Genomic DNA, 17625 nt, shown 5'->3' on the forward strand with positions numbered 1-17625 from the left:
CTATAGGGATATGAGTGAGAAGAAGAAACAGCCCTGGCTAACAGGCGAAATATTTGATGGCCACTACGAGGTAGGCCACCTGATTGCCCGTGGCGGAATGGCAGAGGTTTACCACGGCGTGGATTTGTGGTCCAACAACCCGGTGGCGATTAAAGTTCTCTCTCCTCAACTTTCAGCCGACCCTTCGCAACAGCAGAAATTCTTTCGCGAAGAACGGTCTTTACGGCAGATTAGCCATGAACACGTGGTGGGCGTTCTGGGGTCTGGAACGCAAACGGTACACGGTTTGAAGCTGATGTTTATCGTGCTCGACTATGTGCACGGTTGTACACTCCAGCAGCTGTTGACCACGCGCCCAGTCCTGTCCGTTGGTGAAACCTTAGACATCATCGTTCCGGTAGCTGAAGGCCTGTCTGAAGTACATGCCCACCGCTTTATTCACCGAGATATTAAGCCCAGCAATATACTTCTCTCATCGCTGGAACGCTCTATCAAACTCACCGATTTTGGTTTGACGCGGCGCACCGACCAGTCATGGACCGGCGAGCTCATGGGAACTCCAGCCTACGTGGCTCCTGAAATTGTTGACCCCAAAGCCAGCGTTGGTCCCGGCGTCGATATTTTTGCCCTGGGTATAGTGATGTTTCGGATGCTCGCTGGTCGGCTACCCTTCACCGGGCTCAGCGACGACCAGCAAATTATTTACCACAACATCAATACCGAAATACCTTCACTGGCGCAGTTTGCACCGGGTATTGATTCGGATATTGTCGGGGTCGTGAAGTGGTGCACGCGCAAGCAAGCATCTGCCCGCCCCGCCGACGGGTCAGAACTTTTTGAAGTTCTGCAGTCTATTCGCGAGCGACTCACCCAGGACGAGTTAGCGTATCGCGCCCAAAGTTCTGCCCCTCAAGAAACGCAGATGTGGGACGACGTTGAATACATCGCGGAGCGCACCGGCGCGACCAACGTGCTTCAACGAACTTCCATCAGCGGGTTCAGAACTCTTGAAAATGACCACGACGACTCCTCGTGGAACGAGACAGATTCTGATTTCCTTGAAACCGAGTACTACGAGCCCCAGGAAATTTCAGGGGTTGGCCCCCAACCGGCGCCCCATACTTCTTACCTTGAAGAATTCATAGAAGACGAAACAGGCGCCACCTTCATCGACGAACGCGGCAGCACCCGCTATGAACCGATTTCAGCGTCCTACCGGCATGAAAGCAGCTCATCGGCCCAAGAACATAGTCTTCCTCGTACCTCACAGTTGGAACAGGTACCCCCCGCCAGCGAAGATTTCCCCACCAAAGGGGATCCTCGAAAAGCACCCGAACTATGGCAACCTGCCCCAGCCCTGCCCACCGTTGTTTTAATCTTTATCGGCATCCTGCTGGCATTTGTGGTTGCAGGATTTGTGGGTTGGCAAATAGCCCAATCCACGGTGCAGTCAGGCTGGTTTGCCAGCTGGGTCAGTTTTGTTGATAGCTTTTCCGGTTCCGCCTAAACAGCCCACCTTGGCACCTAGCTCATTCAATGTGCTCAGCAAAAAGGAGCGCTACCTCCCAAGGTAACGCTCCTTTCTCTCACTCTCTTTAGCGGCGGGAAAGGTACTCTGCCACCAAGAAAGCAATCTCTAGTGATTGTCGGTGATTCAAACGCGGATCACACAGGGTCTCATAACGATCAGCAAAAGCTTCTTCATTAATCGGATCCGAACCGCCCAAGCATTCTGCGACGTCGTCGCCGGTCATCTCAATATGGATACCGCCGGGGAAAGAACCCAACGCCTCATGCACCTCGAAGAAACCCTTGACTTCATCAACCACGTCATCGAACCGGCGAGTCTTGTAGCCCGAAGGTACCGAAATAGTGTTGCCGTGCATAGGATCAGTCACCCACACCACCTTGGCACCGGAGGCCTGAACTCCCTCCACCAGCGCAGGCAGATTCTCCCGAATCTTAGAAGCCCCCATGCGGGTAATGAAGGTAAGACGGCCAGGTTCCCGCTCAGGGTCGAGCTTGTCTATCAGACGCAGGGCATCATCAGCAGTGGTGCTGGGACCGAGTTTGACGCCGATGGGGTTGCGTACCTTCGAGAGGAAATCGACGTGAGCGTCGTCGAGCCCACGCGTACGCTCGCCAATCCAGATAAAGTGTCCTGAGGTGTCGTACGGCTGATTGGTACGAGAATCAATCCTGGTCAGAGCGCGCTCGTAATCGAGCAAAAGACCTTCGTGACCCACGTAAAGTTCGGTGGTCTTCATGGCGTCGAAGTCCGCTCCGCATGCCTCCATGAACTTCAGTGCACGATCAATCTCACCCGAGAGCGATTCGTAGCGGGCATGAGCGGGGTTAGATGTGAACCCACGATTCCACTGGTTAACCAAGCGCAAATCAGCAAAGCCGCCTGTGGTGAACGCACGCACCAAATTCAGCGTCGATGCCGAAGTGTGGTACCCCTGCACCATCCGGCGGGGGTCATGTGCGCGTGCTTCCTCAGCGAACTCAAAACCGTTGACCATTTCACCGCGGAAAGTCGGCAGAGTCACTCCATCGCGGGTTTCGGTGTTAGACGAGCGGGGCTTCGAAAATTGCCCAGCCATACGCCCCATTTTGACCACGGGCATCGAGGCACCGTAGGTCAAAACAACTGCCATCTGCAACAGGGTTTTTACGCGGGCTGAAATCTTATCGGCAGTTGCTCCCTCGAAAGTTTCAGCGCAATCGCCGCCCTGCAGGAAGAATGCCTTTCCCTTTGCTACCTCAGCGAGGTTCTTGCGCAGGCGGTCAACTTCCCCAGCAAATACCAGCGGGGGCACGGTGTTGAGCTCGTTGATAACATTCGTATAGTCAGGATGCTCTTGCCATGTGGGTTGCTGGTCAATGTTAAGTTGGCGCCAGTCGTCAAGACCGGGAAAATTTTTTGCCGAGCTTGCGCTACCAGCTAGTCCGTTTTCCAAAGTCTCTTGATCCATAGTCATGGTGGAGAATCCTTTAGTTATGTAGTCAATGAGAACAGGGTTTAAGAATTCACTCAAGCCTGTTTGTCCAGTCTAGGGTCGGGGCAGGCGCTCTCGGTCTCTTATTTCAGATGCTGAGAGAATTTCACGTAGCCCCTAACCATGACTCTATTTGTTCAATAATTCTTCAACAGCGGCGGAGGCTGAAATATTCTTCTCTGCCATGAGATCTTTAACATCACTGGCGTAGAGCGGCACATATTCTTGCTCACTGAGTTCTCTAATAGCTGCAGAGATTTTGTCTGCCACCATACGCTGAACTTTATGGTCTTTGGCGCGGTCCCAGTATTCGGAGAAATCAAGAGGTTCACCAATGACGGTGCGGATGGTAACTTTCTTGCCATTCTTCCGCAGGTTAATCTTATTGCTACCACTAGGCTGAAAATCGTTGTTGCCGATTTGTCCCACCGGTACCACGGGTACGCGCTGAGTCAGTGCCAGACGTGCGACGCCAAGCTTGGCGCGGTAGCCGCGACCGTCGGGGCTGCGGGTGCCTTCTGGATAAATACCCAAGTAGCCGCCTTCTTGGAGTTTCTGCGCTCCGCCATCTAGCGATGCCTGGCTCTTAGCGCCACCGGAGCGATCCAGCGGTAGCTGCCCTACCGCGGTAAAAAACCAGCGACTGACCGCGCCCTGAATGCCGGTGCCGGTGAAGTAGTCAGACTTAGCCAAGAAGTATACCTGGCGCGGAACAGCAAGGGGCAGAAAAATAGAGTCGCAGAAAGCAAGGTGGTTGCTCGCTAAGATGGCGCCTGTCTGGGGAAGGTTTTTCACGCCCTGCATTTCATGGTGTACTAGTCGAGACATCAGCGGCCCCACCACGGTCTTTTTCAATGCCATATAGAGCATCTAAAACTCCTCAAACGTATTTTTCTGCCTGTTTCTTAAAATTTTACCTGCCTGGCTCTCATTTCCGCACAAAGCTCTCCCCGGCTAAGAAAGAATGCGCTGAGAGCGAGCTATATGGTGCAGGTCCTCGCCGTCGAGCGCTGGAAATGTCAGAATAAAGTGCACCGACAGAGAGGCATCGCACTATGAGTTCCGAGATTATTCACGACCCGCTATCGCATCCAGGTAGCCGTCCCATCGGCATTTTGCTAATCCACGGTTTTACGGGCTCGCCCTGGAGCATGCGACCGCTTGCGGAATTTTTTGCCGAGCAGGACTACCCTGTGGAGATGATTCTGCTGCCGGGCCACGGTAGCCATTGGAAAGACATGATGCCGGTGACTCACCACGATTGGATGGCGGAAGTTGACGCCGCCTATTGGAAACTTCGTCAAAGAGCTTCGCACGTCGTCATTTTTGGGCTCTCAATGGGTGGGATGCTGGCTCTACGGGAATCTGTGCGCAGGGAAGTTTTAGGGACAGTGCTCATCAATCCTTTTGTGCAAGATCCAACCGTCTTATTGCGCTTTGCAAGATTGTTTTCTCGTTTTGTGGCAAGCACTAAGGGGATTACCTCTGACATTGCTAAACCCGGTGCTGACGAGGGAGGATACCCGCGCGTTCCATTGAAAGCCGCCGCTGAGCTACATGCGCTGGGCAAAGAAACACGCCCGCTCGTTCGCTCTCTTAAGGCTCCCGTTCTTTACTTTCGGTCAGCTGAAGACCATGTGGTTTCGGACAAATCCCACCATTTTTTTCATAAGCATGCTGAATGCCCTGTAAAGTTTATTGAGCTTGAACGCAGTTACCACGTAGCAACGCTCGATTATGATGCGCCCGTTATTTTGAAAAACTCCCTTGAGTTTGTGCAATCACTAGAAGCTGATCTGAAAGGTCACGCATGAAACACATCTCTATACCTGAAGCAGTAGTTTCCGACCCCTCGCAGAACCTCACCAGCATCCTCGAACGCAAGGTATCGGATTCTACTGATCCTGTCCTTTACAAGGTGCAGCGATCGAGCGGCAACTGGGTTCCGGTACGAGCCACCGAATTCAAAAAGCAGGTAGTGGAGCTCGCCAAGGGCATGATTGCAGCCGGTCTTAACCGCGGCGACGTCGTAGGTATTATGAGCCGCACGCGTTATGAATGGACGCTTATCGACTTCGCTATCTGGTATGCGGGTTTGGTTTCTGTTCCTGTGTACGAAACTTCATCGCCGGCTCAGGCAGCCTGGGCGCTCTCCCATTCCGGTGCTAAAGCAGTTTTTGTGGAGACTGAGAAACTTGCCGGTGTCGTCGAGCAGGGCAACGACTTTGAAACGCTTTCCCTTAAAAATACCTGGGTGATTGATAGCGGTGCACTCGCTGAACTGGTAGAACAGGGGCAGCATATTTCAGATGAAACGGTTGAGCGACGCCGTTCTGCAGCTACCCTCGAAGACACAGCCTCTATCATCTACACCTCTGGTACCACTGGAAAACCAAAGGGGTGCTTGCTGACCCACGGGAATTTTGCGCGTCTCTCTGCAAACGTTAGGGTATGTGAGCCCAACGTAGCGCGCGAGGGTAACTCCACCATTATCTTCTTGCCACTGGCACATGTTTTAGCACGTGAAATCCAGATTTTGGCTCTGGATGCTGGAGTGGTGGTTGGTCACTCCCCCGATATTAAGAACCTCACCTCAGACCTTGACTCCTTCAAGCCAAACTTTCTACTGGTGGTTCCGCGCGTCTTTGAAAAGATTTATGAGGCATCGGTTCAGAAGGCCGAAAAGGGAAGCGCCATTAATTCCAAGCTCTTCCACCGCTCGGTTGATGTGGCTCGTAAATGGTCTGAGGCGAAGATTGCCGGTAACGTACCCAAGCGTTTAGAAATGCAGTACTGCTTCTATGACCGCTTGGTCTACTCCCAGTTGCGCAAGGCGATGGGTGGTGAAATTAAGTACGCTGTATCTGGCGGTGGTGCGTTGGCGCCGCGGCTTGGTCATTTCTTCCACGCTGTAGGCGTGAAGATAATCGAGGGTTACGGTATGACAGAGACCACCGGTTCCTTGGCTGTAGGGCGCACTCGTGAATTCGAAGTGGGCAATGTGGGACCTTTGATTCCCGGCACTTCAGCGCGTTTGGCGGAGGATGGCGAGCTGGAAATTAAGGGTATCGGAGTTTCCCCTGGCTATTTCAACAATGAAGAAGAAAATAAGGTGGCGTACACAGAAGACGGCTGGCTACGCACCGGAGATTTAGCGCAGATTGACGAGCGCGGTTTCCTTAAGATTGTGGGACGCAAGAAAGAAATTATTGTGACGGCGGGCGGTAAGAACGTCATTCCCGTCTCTGCAGAGGATCGTTTGCGTACCAGCCCCATGGTTTCTAATGCCATGCTGGTTGGCGACGAAAAGCCTTTTATTGCAGCGCTAGTTACACTCGATCCGGACACCTTACCAGATCAGCTGGAACACCTGGGTCTACCCCGCGATATGAGTGTCTCTGAGGCAGCTATTAATCCTCGTGTGCGGGAGGCTGTACAGAAGTTTGTGGATGATGCCAATACTTTTGTATCTCGTGCCGAGTCGATCCGCGAATTCCGTATCCTTAACCGCGATTTCACTGAGGAAGACGGACATTTGACTCCCTCGCAGAAGATTAAGCGTCCAGTTATTCTGCAGGAATTTTCGGCGTACGTAGATGATATGTACAACCGCACCAAGGATTCTATCGCGGAATCTCGCAAGAAGCTCCAGGAGTATTCGGATAAGCGTTCGGAGCGGGTTGAGGTTAAGCGTGCAGAACGAGCTGAGAAGTTTGAGGAATTCCGCCATGAGACCGGCAATAAGTTGATTGACTTGGGCTCACAGCTAAAGAATCCTCAACCGAAGAACTCTAAGAAACATGGAAAGTCTAGGGCTGAGGAGAAGTAGGAAGCCTAAGAACAAATCAACAACAGGGTATAAGCGGTCATGAAAAGGGCACGCGCGAAGCGTTTACTGTAGAACCCGACTTGCGAGTTTTGCGAAGCGAGCAATGTCTGCACTGAAGGAAGCTACAGTAATAAGCTAAGCCAGTGTCCTTTTCATACCGTCGAGTTTTTACTTTTCTAGTTCTAGGCCAAGAAGCGCATTCTCTACTACCTCTGTAAGCGCTGGGTGAATCCAGAACTGCCCACGCGCCATCTCATGGGCGGTGAGTCCAAAGCTCATTGCCTGAATCAGTGGTTGAATGAGCATCGAGGATTCTTCGCCCACCAGGTGTGCGCCCAAAAGTTCGCCGGTATCTTTGCGGGCAATGACCTTGCACAGCCCGACCTGATCTTCCATTGCCCAGCCGTAGGCGACGTCGCCAAAGTTCTGCACTTTCACCGCAATTTCGAAGCCTTCTTCGGTTGCTTTGGTGCGCGCTTCGTCTTCGGTCAAACCGACTGTAGCGATTTGCGGGTATGTGAAGACGGCGGCGGGAACAAAGCGCTCATCGGTTTCGCGTAGCGAATCGGGGTGGACGAGGTTGTGCTGTACCGTGCGGGTTTCGGCATTGGCAACGTGCTTGAGCAGGTAATTGGAACTGATGTCGCCGAGTGCGAAGACGCCGTCGACGGGTTTTCCACCGGATAGTACACGGTGAAAACGGTCGACCTCAATGCCACCAGAATCGCGCAGATCAAAGAAACTTGCGGCGTTGAGGGATTCTGAGTTGGGTGTGCGGCCTGTTGCGATGAGCACGAGGTCGGTGTCAATTGAAACCTTTTTGCCGTCGTGTTCGAAGACGACGCGGGCTGAGCCGTCGTCATTGCTCTCGATGCTCGCCAGTGCGTAGTTGAGGCGCAAGTCCCACTGTTTTGCGGCTTCACGTTTGAAACGCTCGACGATTTCTTGGTCATAGCTACGTAGCAGGGTTTCGCTACGGTTTGCCTGCACGACCGTTGAGCCGAGCCCGTTGAATACGTGGGCGAATTCGGCGGCGATGAATCCACCTCCAACTACCACGACGCGCTGAGGTAGTTCGTCAATACGCATGACGGTGTCAGAGGTGTGGACGGCGGGGTGGTCGATTCCGGGAACCTGGGGAAGTTGATTGTGGGAGCCGGCAGCGATAACGATTTGCTTGCCGCGTAATTTTTTACCAGATGCGGTTTCAAGTTCGTGAGTGCCGGTGAACTTTGCATATTCTTCGAAGACGGTGACGTTGTCCAGGCTCTTGCGGTAGTCGAGCCCGCCGTGGGAGATAGCGTCGATGCGTTTGAAGATGCGGTCGCGCATGGACTTCCAGTCCACGTGGGTGACTTCAGCTTCAACACCGAGGCGTCCGATGTGCGTGGCTTCGGTGGCTACCGTTGCCGGGTAGACGTACTGCTTGGTGGGGATGCAGCCGAAATTGAGGCAGGTACCGCCGAAGGTGCCGCCGTCGATGATGGCAACCTTTTTGCCGTCCCATTCTTCGTTGATGATTGAGTTGCCTGAACCTGATCCGATGATGATGAGATCGAATTCTTGGATGTTCGACATAGGTGACTCCCCCTGTTTCCGTTAGCTTGTTCTCACCCATTAAACAGTAGGACGGCATGGTTTTATTCCGCGAGTGGCTGGGTGCGATTAGGATGAGTTGAGCAAGCTCAACAACGTGCGGAATCCGCGAACTTCTTCACTCGCTCTGGACGGACGAATGAGTTTGAGGCGGTCAAGGGTGAATTCGAGGCGAAGTACGGTCGTTCTGATGTGCCAGAGCGTACCGACGTGGACTGGTTGAGTACTGATGGTGAGTATGCTCGTCGCGCTGGTGTAGCTGACGAGGCGCAGAAGAGAGTAGAGGCAGCAGAGTCCGAGGTTGGTTCCTTAGAGTCGAAGGCCACAACCGCAACCGATACCCGCCAGCGTGCTTATACGGATTACGTGGCAGAGCATGAGTCCCATGAAGAATCACGGGTCATCAAACCGTCGATGACCGAGGCGAAGGCACATGAGGTTTCTGAACGTCAGATGAAACGCGACCAGCGATACTTGGCAGCAGGGTCTTCACCTGCAAAGGCACGTGAAAGCCTAGCCGCCGAGAAAGCACTGATTCAGCGCAAGAGTCAGACAGTGGCACAGAAGAAATCGGCTACCTCCGTAACCCCTGCGGCGCGATTGCAAGAAACCCGCCAGCAAAGTATGAGAAGACGATAAAAGGCGAGTTATTGCAAAATTCAGATGAATCAGTGGTTCGGTTCTCGACTGAATAAATTTCTAGGATGTTATCAGGGTCTTATCAGAAGGCTAGGTTAGATTTAAAGAACTAGCTATACCCAGTTTTAGTTATCTGTCTAACTTAAGGAGAGTTTACTATGTCCCGTAGACCCATAATATTCGCCACCGCTGTAGTAGCTACGCTTGCTTTAGCTGGATGTGGAACGAATACATCGAATGATTCCACATCACATAGCTCCTCATCGGAGGGACATTCGATGGGCAGCCACAGTATGGATGGCGGTTCAGCTCCTGCGGGTATCGTTGACGCCAACGCCCCCAAATACCCGGTAGGTACCGAGGTGACACTTACTACGGACCACATGGAAGGCATGAAAGAAGCGCCAGCCAAGATTGTTGGTGCATACAAGACCACAACTTACGCCGTAGATTACACTCCCACAAATGGCGGAACACCCATCAAAAATCATAAGTGGGTAGTTCAGGAAGAGCTCAAAGATGCAGGCAAGACGCCTCTTAAAGTCGGAGATAAAGCGGTGCTTGAGGCAGACCACATGCCAGGGATGAAGGGTGCTGAAGCGACAATTTCCCAGGTTACCGATCAGACTGTTTATATGGTCGATTATGAGGCAAATGGTATGACAATGAAGAACCATAAATGGGTCACTGAGGACGAAATCGCCCCAAGAAGCTAGCGTTCAAAATGTTTTAATAGTGCCCCCTCCGGCGAAAGAGGGGGCACTATTAATTCCACTCTGATAATGAAGCTTCCAATAAACCTCTATAAATTAGTTGGTACTAAGAGGCTTATTCATAAGGGGTCCGAAGCCGCAAAGAAAATCAGCGCCCGCACCAGAAGAAAACACCCGCAAATAAACACCGAGCGGCCGACGGAAGCCCGTATGTAAAACCCGCCAGGTCTTCACCTGCGCAATCGTCCATTCAACCACCGAACGTAACCGATTGATCCTCCGATTATTCTCCTTCACCCTAGCCCTCATCCTTGCACCCGCTTTTCGTTTAGTCGGTGTGAGCAACCCCAGCCCGATGTACCCCTTATCTGCCAAAGTGGACTCATCCAAGAACCTCCCTAGCTGGTGAAAGCGAAAAGCATAAACATCATGCCTAGCCCCCGGCACCGGGTCGGTAATGGCTAGCAATCTCCCGTCTAAGGTACAGATGACTTGGTGATTGAAACCGGTTCTTCTGTGCTTACCTGAAAACAGTATTTGCCCTTGTGAAGACCAGTTCCAGATGGGAATTAACGTGCCGTCTACTACGAGTGAGCCAGGGACATTCTTGAGTGATTCAAGCTCGGGAACCTTCAACTCAGTCAGCTTCAATAAGGCACTTTCGATGCGGTTGATGATTCTAGAAACGGTGGCTTGCGAGAGATCAAAGATATCAGCTAAGAGGTCTTCGGTGATGTTGTGGCGTAGATAGATGAGGGTAATTTTCAGGGCTTGTGTCAGGCTGGTTTTGCGAGGTCTGGTGCCTGGTTGATTCCAGATAAGGTTCTTGTTCAGGGCTGTGGCGAGTGTGGCGAATTGTGCGCTAGTGAGCCCAGTTGTACGCTTGTTGTGCAACGGTTCTTCCGGTTTGGCTTGAGGTTATTTGTGATGATTTAACGCTCATTTTTGCCTTCGGTGGGACCGTTGTCTAGTTGGTGGCGGGTTCCTGGTTTTTACCCCTTATGAATAAGCCTCATCATATCCATCTATCTCAATAGGTTTTCTACGGAAGTAGTTAGAAATCTTGAGAGCTCGTACCCGTGACCAGGTGGGCAGGGGATTCCTTACTCCTGACCCGCTCGTATCTCCGGTGGGCGCTGGTTGGTCTTCGAATGTGTATGCGTTTGCTGGGTTTGATCCGGTGTCTTTGGTGGACCCTTGGGGGCTCTTGCCGGTGTCTCGGGCTGATTTCGCGGTGTATGCGAAGGAGCATCCTTCGTCGACGTTGAAGGGCTGGGCTAACGAGCACGCAGATACTATCGCTGCAGTTGCAATTGGCGTGGGCATGGTAGTAGGAGCGGTCGCCCTCATCGCTACCGGACCGGTCGGTCTCATCGTGGCAGGAGCAGTATCAGGGGCCGCGCTCTCTGGAGGGCTCTCCATCCTCACCAACAAAAACGACGATGGAACCGTTGAATGGGGCAAAGTCGGTAAAGATACCCTTATTGGTGGTGCGGCCGGTGGCCTCGGCGGAGCCGCGGTATCAGCAGTGAGTAAAGTAGGCGCCGCTATGAACGCGACCAGAGCGGCTAGTGCAGCTGCCAAGGCTGAGCGTTTTGGTACTAAAGCCACGACCTTAGCTCAAAAAGCCACCCAGGCGTCCCGTTTTAATCCCATGAGATACGTGAACTCATGGCGCGCAGGAAACGCAGGTGAGAAAGCTGCTGTATTGGGGGCTCGGGCTGAAAGGTTTTCTCAGACGGCCGCTCATTATAAGGACGTCGGCGGTTTTGCGAGGTCGTTGCCTGGGCAGACTGTGCAGAGTGTTACTTCTAATGTGGTGAGCAATAATTTGACGTACGCGGCAGGGGATTTTAAGGAGCATACTTTTGGTGGTTATGCTTGGGCGACGGCCTCTGCGGTGGGTGTGGGTGTGGTTTCGCCGAGAATTACCCCGTTGCGTCAGAAGGTTGTTGATATTGCGCCTGATGCAGGTTTGATGGAGAAAGGTCTTACATCTGTAACTGGTTTTACGATGGATCGAATTGCTGATTTTGGTGTGGGTATGACGAATTACGCTGTGGCTCCACAGGATAAGAAACTTAACTGGGAAGATGCATTTAAGGATGGTTTCAAGGGCGCGGCCAGTGGCGGTTCGGGTGTTGCTAGTACGGGGTATGCTGATGGTGTTCGTGTGGCTACTGCTCGTCCTGGTGGTGAATAAATATTATGAAAAACGAGTCTCAAAAACCGAGAAAAATGCCAAAAGGGAAACTTGTGGTTTCGATTGTTACGTTGTTAGCAGGGGCGTTACTATTTATCGGTTATCCGTTGATGAACAAATACCGTGAAGCCAACCCCATCGACAAACAATGCATCATCGAATCCGCCGAAGTTTTCAACAGCTCTAGCGGCACCGGTGGCATAGCAACATCAGGTACAGAACTTAAAATCAACACCGATGGTTGCGGAACAGTCTATGTGGATCATGCCATAGCACCCCAAAAAAAGTCGTATCAGGACATGGCAGATGAACTGAATCAGCATCAAGGTCAGAAAATCACTTTGATTTTCCCTCCTTTTCAGTTGCCCGGCACGAGGGACTCAGTTCTTACAGGTTATGGTTACCGGCTCTAAAGCATAGTCGCTAGGCGCAGAGACGCTGTTTTCTTTCCTGAGAGGTCATCGGGTAAAAAAACAGCGTCTTTCTTTTGTAGTATGGGCCATCCTGAGATAGACATGCGCCTATTACAACGCTGAAGTCCTGGTCATCGGCACCGATGATACTGCAGATACCACGCTCCCATCAGTTATCGTGTGGGGTTCGGGAGTCGGTACCGTTGGCTATTCGTGTTGTCGGGATGGGCCTTGCAGGTGTCCGCGATAGGGAGTAATACCTGTTCCCTCCGTGAGTACTACGGCAGCTTTTACTTATATCGTCTTCTTCGCCAGTCTTCTCGCTTACATCTGCTGGTTTACCGGAGTCACGCGACTACCTGCCAGTACTGTCAGCATTATTGGATTGTTGAATCCTTTAACAGGGCTTGTCTTAGGAACAGCGCTAGTCGGTGAGGTGCTCTCGTTTGTGCAGGTTTTGGGGTGTTTAGCAATTCTTGGAGGTATCTACGCGGGAGTGAGAACACCCTCCACACAAAAGTCTTAGCACCTTACCTAGCGTTTTACACTATGAAAGACCCACAAACCCGAGGGATGAAATAGAGTGACTTCTATGCACCACCGAACCACCTCTCTGGAAAGAACCACCGAAGCTTACAATCAACGGGCCACCGCCTACACAAACGCACTAGGGAACATTAATTCCACCTCACCGATTGACCAGAGCAGAATCAGCCAGTGGGCAACCAATATTCACGGAAGAATCTGCGACTTGGGATGTGGGCCAGGGCACTGGACACATTTTCTCCACGAAACAGGTGCATCTGTAGTGGGGTACGACCCTAGCGATCAATTCGTAGATATCGCCTCCAGCAAGTTCCCCTATTTGAACTTTCACACCGGAACAGCACGCGATTTACCTCCGGCGCACTTTGGCGGGATTCTCACCTGGTACTCACTTATTCACACTGCCCCAGAGCATCTGAATGAGGAATTATCTTTCATCGCAAAGGCTCTCTCCCCTGGCGGGAGCCTGCTGATGGGGTTTTTTACTGGTGATGACATCCTGCCTTTTAATCACGCGATATCCCAAGGCTGGTTTTATCCCATAGATTTCATACGTACCCGACTACAGGAGGCAGGTTTCACGGTGCAGTCATCTAGCACTCGAAAAGATGAAGGTGCACGTGCGCATGGGGATATTCACGCTGTGCTGACGTCGTAGTGGTGCCTCAACTAAGGATTACTATTCTATGACTTGCTAGTTTGGACCCTCCCGTACAAGTCAGATTGAAGGCATCCAGGTGGCGTTCTTCGATGTTCACACCGACACCTCCCCACTGACGGCAGTGAGCTATGGCTAAGTTGTTATTGCCACTCTTTCTAGCGATAGATAGTAGATCGATGCCCGACTTCTAGAGCCAGCAACACTAATTTCCCCTGATCAATATCTAAAATGACCCGATATGACCCTACGCGATAACGCCACAACCCTGAATAGTTACCAGTCAACGCCTTACAGTGGCTCTGCGGATACTCAGAATCGACTAGCTTTTCCAACTCATCTAATACCCGGTGAGCAACCGGTTTATCTAGCTTCTTTAATTGCTTAAGAACTCTGGGGGTCAGTTCTAAGGACCAAGTACCACTCATAGTCCTAGTTCTGCCCGTGCCTCTGCCAGGTTATACGTCTTGATTTTGCCTGATCGTGCCGCTTCAGCATCAGCTTTGAGAGCAAAGGCGTGCTCCATCTCTGCTAGATGCTCTTCCAAGAGGGTATTGATATAAAAAGATACAGGTCGATTGGTTTGTCGGGAGAGCTCTTCCAGGCGTTCCCGAACGTCATTTGAGGGGCGGAAGGTAAATCCCTTACGGGGTTTTGTTTCTACTGTCATGTAATTATCGTATTACACGTCATTCATTGATTCTAGTGAGTGGGAGGTTCTCATATCGGGCTCCCTTTACCAGCTAGGACGTTCAAAGGTAATACAGATGATTTCATGCAGAGATTTACCCCGAAGGATACTGATACTATTGGCCTATTAAAAGTTCTTTGAACTCAGCAAGCAGATGGTCGCCAGAAATTTATGATGAATGCCAGCGCGTCCAAGATGACCGCCGTTAACATCAACACCACCTAAGTCGGACAATAGAAGTAACTGCTCAAGCTGAGAATCAACCGATATAGCTAACCTGCACCGAGGCTTATTCATAAGGGGTAAAAACCAGGAACCCGCCACCAACTAGACAACGGTCCCACCGAAGGCAAAAATGAGCGTTAAATCATCACAAATAACCTCAAGCCAAACCGGAAGAACCGTTGCACAACAAGCGTACAACTGGGCTCACTAGCGCACAATTCGCCACACTCGCCACAGCCCTGAACAAGAACCTTATCTGGAATCAACCAGGCACCAGACCTCGCAAAACCAGCCTGACACAAGCCCTGAAAATTACCCTCATCTATCTACGCCACAACATCACCGAAGACCTCTTAGCTGATATCTTTGATCTCTCGCAAGCCACCGTTTCTAGAATCATCAACCGCATCGAAAGTGCCTTATTGAAGCTGACTGAGTTGAAGGTTCCCGAGCTTGAATCACTCAAGAATGTCCCTGGCTCACTCGTAGTAGACGGCAGGTTAATTCCCATCTGGAACTGGTCTTCACAAGGGCAAATACTGTTTTCAGGTAAGCACAGAAGAACCGGTTTCAATCACCAAGTCATCTGTACCTTAGACGGGAGATTGCTAGCCATTACCGACCCGGTGCCGGGGGCTAGGCATGATGTTTATGCTTTTCGCTTTCACCAGCTAGGGAGGTTCTTGGGTGAGTCCACTTTGGCAGATAAGGGGTACATCGGGCTGGGGTTGCTCACACCGACTAAACGAAAAGCGGGTGCAAGGATGAGGGCTAGGGTGAAGGAGAATAATCGGAGGATCAATCGGTTACGTTCGGTGGTTGAATGGACGATTGCGCAGGTGAAGACCTGGCGGGTTTTACATACGGGCTTCCGTCGGCCGCTCGGTGTTTATTTGCGGGTGTTTTCTTCTGGTGCGGGCGCTGATTTTCTTTGCGGCTTCGGACCCCTTATGAATAAGCCTCCATATACTCTAGAAGCTAAAACCTGCCCCTATACCGGCGACGCCTCTTAAGCTACTCGCCGTCACCCATATCTGATGAAATTAGGGAAATGTCTACTCCGGTTAAACTTTAACGCGTGTGAATTCCTAATAGTTCTTAAAAGTAGCTCTGGACGTCTACCCTCCTGTTTTTCAGGTAAAACCCCAGGGAATATCTTTGTACGCATAGCGCCTTCAGAGCTTAATAGTGTCGCCTATCATGCAGGGGCAGCGATTTTGTGGGTACGATGAGATGAAAGAAAACAAGTATACGGAAAAAACGAAACGAATAGGTCATGACTAATAACCCCCAAATCAGTCGACGAAGCCTCATTCAAGGCGCAGCCTGGGCTGCACCGGTTATCATCGCCTCGGTGACCACACCGGCTTATTCTGCTTCAGCTACGGTTGCGATTGCATCTTCTACTTATTTCGCTTGGGCAGTCGCCTCAGGGCAAACCGTCACCCCTTACTCATGTGCCGGTAAGGCGCAGGTTCAAATCAGCCAGCTAAGCACTCAAAACTCCTACCTGACTGTTAACAATCTTAAAAGCACATCTAAAGTAACCAATCTTAAAGGCTCCTACTGGTTACCAGTGCAGTCTGGAACCACGTTCACCCGAGTCGCTAACACTTCCACGTGTTGGAGTGTTCCAGTAGCTAGCGGTAAAACCACGACCTATAACGGGGTGGTTTTCCGTGAATACACTTCAACTTATACGTGTCCTATTACGGTTTCGGGTACGTCGTGGACTCAGCCTACGAGTTCGAATTTTAAGTTTGTCTCCTCCTGTCAAACAGGGACAACGTTGCCCTCGCGGATTTATCATTATGAGCAGTCAGCGACTGTGACTTCTGCCTCTGGTGCAGTTGCTACTGCGACGAAGAGTAATGGGTGGAGTAATACTTTTTAGGAAGGATGATGTGGCAGACGATATGGCTCTGCCATGGGTCGTTGTGAGTGTGAGGAATTGTGGGAGAGTTGAGCAGTTCTGTTCCTCTCCCGCCTTTCGTTAAAGAGTGATAAGAGGTCCGGCGGGTAGGGGTGATGTCTCTTAGCTCTTATCGTCGCTACCCGTACGTGGTGAGCAGGATTCACACATGCTACTAGTGGACTCACCAATTCCTCATGATGAGTCCTTATCTTGTCAGAACTCTGTTCTATACAGGGGTATGGTTTTCTCAGTTTCCTTCCCCTGCTCAGGATTATCAGCATACCCAGATAGATCTGAATAAAATACTGGTCAAAGACCCTGCCAATACCTGCTTCTTACATATATATATGGGAACTCGCTGGAGGGCTAGGGTATTTATGACCAGGATGAGATCGTCGTTGACCGCTTTATCACACCGGAGACGGGGAAAATCGTCGTCGCTTCTTTGGATGGTGAGTTCACTGTTAAACGGACAGGTGTTGATCGGCGCAGCAGCGGTTGGTTACTACCGGAAAACTCCAAGTACCCTGTTATCCCTGTTGAACCCGAGACGGGTTACTCCATCTTCGGCGTCGTGAGTTATTGTCTCCATCAACGGGGAGTCGAAGGAAGGGTTTAGTCAACAACTTATTGCAGGACTGCTTGATTATGGAGAAGAATAGGTATCATCGCCAACGGGTTATGGTTTCCTAAGCCAGAGGAGTCAGAGATTTTTTCAAATACAGATACAGGCTGGGCTCTTATTTTGCTGGGTTTATTTGCCATATTCGTAGGCTCTGTTCTATTGACCTATCAGCATGTGAACTGGAAAAGCGTTAAGATAACTCCCCCAGAAAACCGTCCTCATATAGAGCTCTTAGTTCTTTCATTCTTCAACATCAGCTGGGGTACCTCTAAGCATCGAGCTCTCTTACTTGCACCCATCGTTGCTGCAATAGCAGGGGGAGTATATTTCCTCGTCGATGGTTTGAATGGTTAATAAATAATCAGGCCTCGATTACATAATGAGTCTGTTATTTAGCTTGATGATGCAGCATCCAGCCAGCTACTAAAACCTGAACTTATCCCAGCGACGTCCTGTAATTTGAGTACACAAAAAGCGTTGATTGCCCAACGGAATTGGTGAGCATTCAACGCTTTTCGTGTATTCAAGCCGGAGCATCCCTAACTGCCCGCTTGAGCAGAAAGCATTTGT

At 51.1% G+C, this 17625-nt stretch carries 18 protein-coding genes; 12 read left to right on the forward strand and 6 right to left on the reverse strand.

The window, feature by feature from the left end; translation table 11 throughout:
* The first annotated feature begins 10 nt into the window (after positions 1-10).
* The gene (locus IDM48_RS07300) at positions 11-1507 is read left to right on the forward strand and encodes a serine/threonine protein kinase (RefSeq protein ID WP_068168693.1); all 1497 of its coding nucleotides are present in this window, start codon (positions 11-13) and stop codon (positions 1505-1507) included.
* A gap of 88 nt (positions 1508-1595) precedes the next feature.
* Here IDM48_RS07300 and IDM48_RS07305 read toward each other — a convergent pair whose 3' ends face one another.
* Both IDM48_RS07305 and IDM48_RS07310 read right to left on the reverse strand, forming a co-directional pair.
* Positions 1596-2978 carry a class II 3-deoxy-7-phosphoheptulonate synthase gene (locus tag IDM48_RS07305; protein WP_145174675.1) on the reverse strand — a complete coding sequence of 461 codons (1383 nt, stop codon included), beginning with the start codon at positions 2976-2978 and terminating at the stop codon, positions 1596-1598.
* A gap of 153 nt (positions 2979-3131) precedes the next feature.
* Positions 3132-3872, reverse strand: coding sequence for a lysophospholipid acyltransferase family protein (locus tag IDM48_RS07310; protein WP_145174272.1), 741 nt, complete (start codon positions 3870-3872; stop codon positions 3132-3134).
* A 185-nt stretch (positions 3873-4057) separates the two neighbouring features.
* On the opposite strand from IDM48_RS07310, the gene IDM48_RS07315 reads away from it, so the two are divergent.
* Together IDM48_RS07315 and IDM48_RS07320 are read left to right on the forward strand one after the other, a co-directional pair.
* Entirely contained in the window at positions 4058-4816 is a 759-nt protein-coding gene (locus tag IDM48_RS07315) for an alpha/beta hydrolase (protein ID WP_145174270.1), read from the forward strand.
* On the forward strand, positions 4813-6831 hold the full coding sequence (locus IDM48_RS07320; RefSeq protein ID WP_190616732.1) for an AMP-dependent synthetase/ligase: 2019 nt from the start codon (positions 4813-4815) through the stop codon (positions 6829-6831). The genes IDM48_RS07315 and IDM48_RS07320 overlap by 4 nt, the downstream gene beginning before the upstream one ends.
* Positions 6832-6999: 168 nt before the next feature.
* Here IDM48_RS07320 and IDM48_RS07325 read toward each other — a convergent pair whose 3' ends face one another.
* Positions 7000-8409 carry a mycothione reductase gene (locus IDM48_RS07325; RefSeq protein ID WP_145174265.1) on the reverse strand — a complete coding sequence of 470 codons (1410 nt, stop codon included), beginning with the start codon at positions 8407-8409 and terminating at the stop codon, positions 7000-7002.
* A 210-nt stretch (positions 8410-8619) separates the two neighbouring features.
* Between IDM48_RS07325 and IDM48_RS07330 the strand changes: the two genes are divergently transcribed.
* The gene (locus tag IDM48_RS07330) at positions 8620-9066 is read left to right on the forward strand and encodes a hypothetical protein (RefSeq protein ID WP_068168708.1); all 447 of its coding nucleotides are present in this window, start codon (positions 8620-8622) and stop codon (positions 9064-9066) included.
* 158 nt (positions 9067-9224) lie between these two features.
* Positions 9225-9782, forward strand: coding sequence for a YdhK family protein (locus IDM48_RS07335; RefSeq protein WP_190616734.1), 558 nt, complete (start codon positions 9225-9227; stop codon positions 9780-9782).
* A gap of 93 nt (positions 9783-9875) precedes the next feature.
* Here IDM48_RS07335 and IDM48_RS07340 read toward each other — a convergent pair whose 3' ends face one another.
* Entirely contained in the window at positions 9876-10673 is a 798-nt protein-coding gene (locus tag IDM48_RS07340) for a transposase family protein (protein ID WP_190616735.1), read from the reverse strand.
* 169 nt (positions 10674-10842) lie between these two features.
* Here IDM48_RS07340 and IDM48_RS07345 point away from each other — a divergent pair, with 169 nt between their 5' ends.
* From IDM48_RS07345 to IDM48_RS07360, 4 genes are all read left to right on the forward strand, one after another.
* Entirely contained in the window at positions 10843-11982 is a 1140-nt protein-coding gene (locus IDM48_RS07345) for an RHS repeat-associated core domain-containing protein (protein ID WP_190616737.1), read from the forward strand.
* A 5-nt stretch (positions 11983-11987) separates the two neighbouring features.
* Positions 11988-12395: a hypothetical protein gene (locus tag IDM48_RS07350; RefSeq protein ID WP_151148145.1), complete on the forward strand. Its 408-nt coding sequence runs from the start codon at positions 11988-11990 to the stop codon at positions 12393-12395.
* A gap of 271 nt (positions 12396-12666) precedes the next feature.
* Positions 12667-12921 (forward strand): EamA family transporter, encoded by a 255-nt coding sequence (locus IDM48_RS11875; RefSeq protein ID WP_190616739.1) that lies wholly within the window; start codon positions 12667-12669, stop codon positions 12919-12921.
* A 66-nt stretch (positions 12922-12987) separates the two neighbouring features.
* Positions 12988-13599, forward strand: coding sequence for a class I SAM-dependent methyltransferase (locus tag IDM48_RS07360; protein WP_238398075.1), 612 nt, complete (start codon positions 12988-12990; stop codon positions 13597-13599).
* A gap of 158 nt (positions 13600-13757) precedes the next feature.
* Here IDM48_RS07360 and IDM48_RS07365 read toward each other — a convergent pair whose 3' ends face one another.
* Together IDM48_RS07365 and relB are read right to left on the reverse strand one after the other, a co-directional pair.
* Complete coding sequence (locus tag IDM48_RS07365) at positions 13758-14027, reverse strand: type II toxin-antitoxin system RelE family toxin (RefSeq protein WP_151148153.1); 270 nt, start codon at positions 14025-14027, stop codon at positions 13758-13760.
* Positions 14024-14269, reverse strand: coding sequence for a type II toxin-antitoxin system RelB family antitoxin (relB, locus tag IDM48_RS07370; RefSeq protein ID WP_068171814.1), 246 nt, complete (start codon positions 14267-14269; stop codon positions 14024-14026). The genes IDM48_RS07365 and relB overlap by 4 nt, the downstream gene beginning before the upstream one ends.
* A gap of 425 nt (positions 14270-14694) precedes the next feature.
* Here relB and IDM48_RS07375 point away from each other — a divergent pair, with 425 nt between their 5' ends.
* The 3 genes from IDM48_RS07375 to IDM48_RS11880 all read left to right on the forward strand — a co-directional run bounded on the left by IDM48_RS07375 (position 14695) and on the right by IDM48_RS11880 (position 17049).
* Entirely contained in the window at positions 14695-15528 is an 834-nt protein-coding gene (locus IDM48_RS07375) for a transposase family protein (protein ID WP_190616741.1), read from the forward strand.
* Between the two features lie 263 nt (positions 15529-15791).
* Positions 15792-16409: a hypothetical protein gene (locus tag IDM48_RS07380; RefSeq protein WP_151147363.1), complete on the forward strand. Its 618-nt coding sequence runs from the start codon at positions 15792-15794 to the stop codon at positions 16407-16409.
* A gap of 451 nt (positions 16410-16860) precedes the next feature.
* Entirely contained in the window at positions 16861-17049 is a 189-nt protein-coding gene (locus IDM48_RS11880; protein ID WP_420803884.1) for a LexA family protein, read from the forward strand.
* Positions 17050-17625 lie beyond the last annotated feature (576 nt).

This window comes from Rothia amarae, assembly GCF_014705945.2.
In the GTDB taxonomy this organism is placed as follows: domain Bacteria; phylum Actinomycetota; class Actinomycetes; order Actinomycetales; family Micrococcaceae; genus Rothia; species Rothia amarae.

Excerpts from the sequence above, each read along its gene's own strand:
- IDM48_RS07360 (WP_238398075.1), top strand. The coding sequence starts at position 12,988 with ATGCACCACCGAACCACCTCTCTGGAAAGAACCACCGAAGCTTACAAT.
- IDM48_RS07325 (WP_145174265.1), bottom strand. The coding sequence starts at position 8,409 with ATGTCGAACATCCAAGAATTCGATCTCATCATCATCGGATCAGGTTCA.
- IDM48_RS07320 (WP_190616732.1), top strand. The coding sequence starts at position 4,813 with ATGAAACACATCTCTATACCTGAAGCAGTAGTTTCCGACCCCTCGCAG.
- IDM48_RS07335 (WP_190616734.1), top strand. The coding sequence starts at position 9,225 with ATGTCCCGTAGACCCATAATATTCGCCACCGCTGTAGTAGCTACGCTT.
- IDM48_RS07365 (WP_151148153.1), bottom strand. The coding sequence starts at position 14,027 with ATGAGTGGTACTTGGTCCTTAGAACTGACCCCCAGAGTTCTTAAGCAA.
- IDM48_RS07300 (WP_068168693.1), top strand. The coding sequence starts at position 11 with ATGAGTGAGAAGAAGAAACAGCCCTGGCTAACAGGCGAAATATTTGAT.
- IDM48_RS07380 (WP_151147363.1), top strand. The coding sequence starts at position 15,792 with ATGACTAATAACCCCCAAATCAGTCGACGAAGCCTCATTCAAGGCGCA.
- IDM48_RS07315 (WP_145174270.1), top strand. The coding sequence starts at position 4,058 with ATGAGTTCCGAGATTATTCACGACCCGCTATCGCATCCAGGTAGCCGT.
- IDM48_RS07350 (WP_151148145.1), top strand. The coding sequence starts at position 11,988 with ATGAAAAACGAGTCTCAAAAACCGAGAAAAATGCCAAAAGGGAAACTT.
- IDM48_RS07310 (WP_145174272.1), bottom strand. The coding sequence starts at position 3,872 with ATGCTCTATATGGCATTGAAAAAGACCGTGGTGGGGCCGCTGATGTCT.
- IDM48_RS07305 (WP_145174675.1), bottom strand. The coding sequence starts at position 2,978 with ATGGATCAAGAGACTTTGGAAAACGGACTAGCTGGTAGCGCAAGCTCG.
- relB (WP_068171814.1), bottom strand. The coding sequence starts at position 14,269 with ATGACAGTAGAAACAAAACCCCGTAAGGGATTTACCTTCCGCCCCTCA.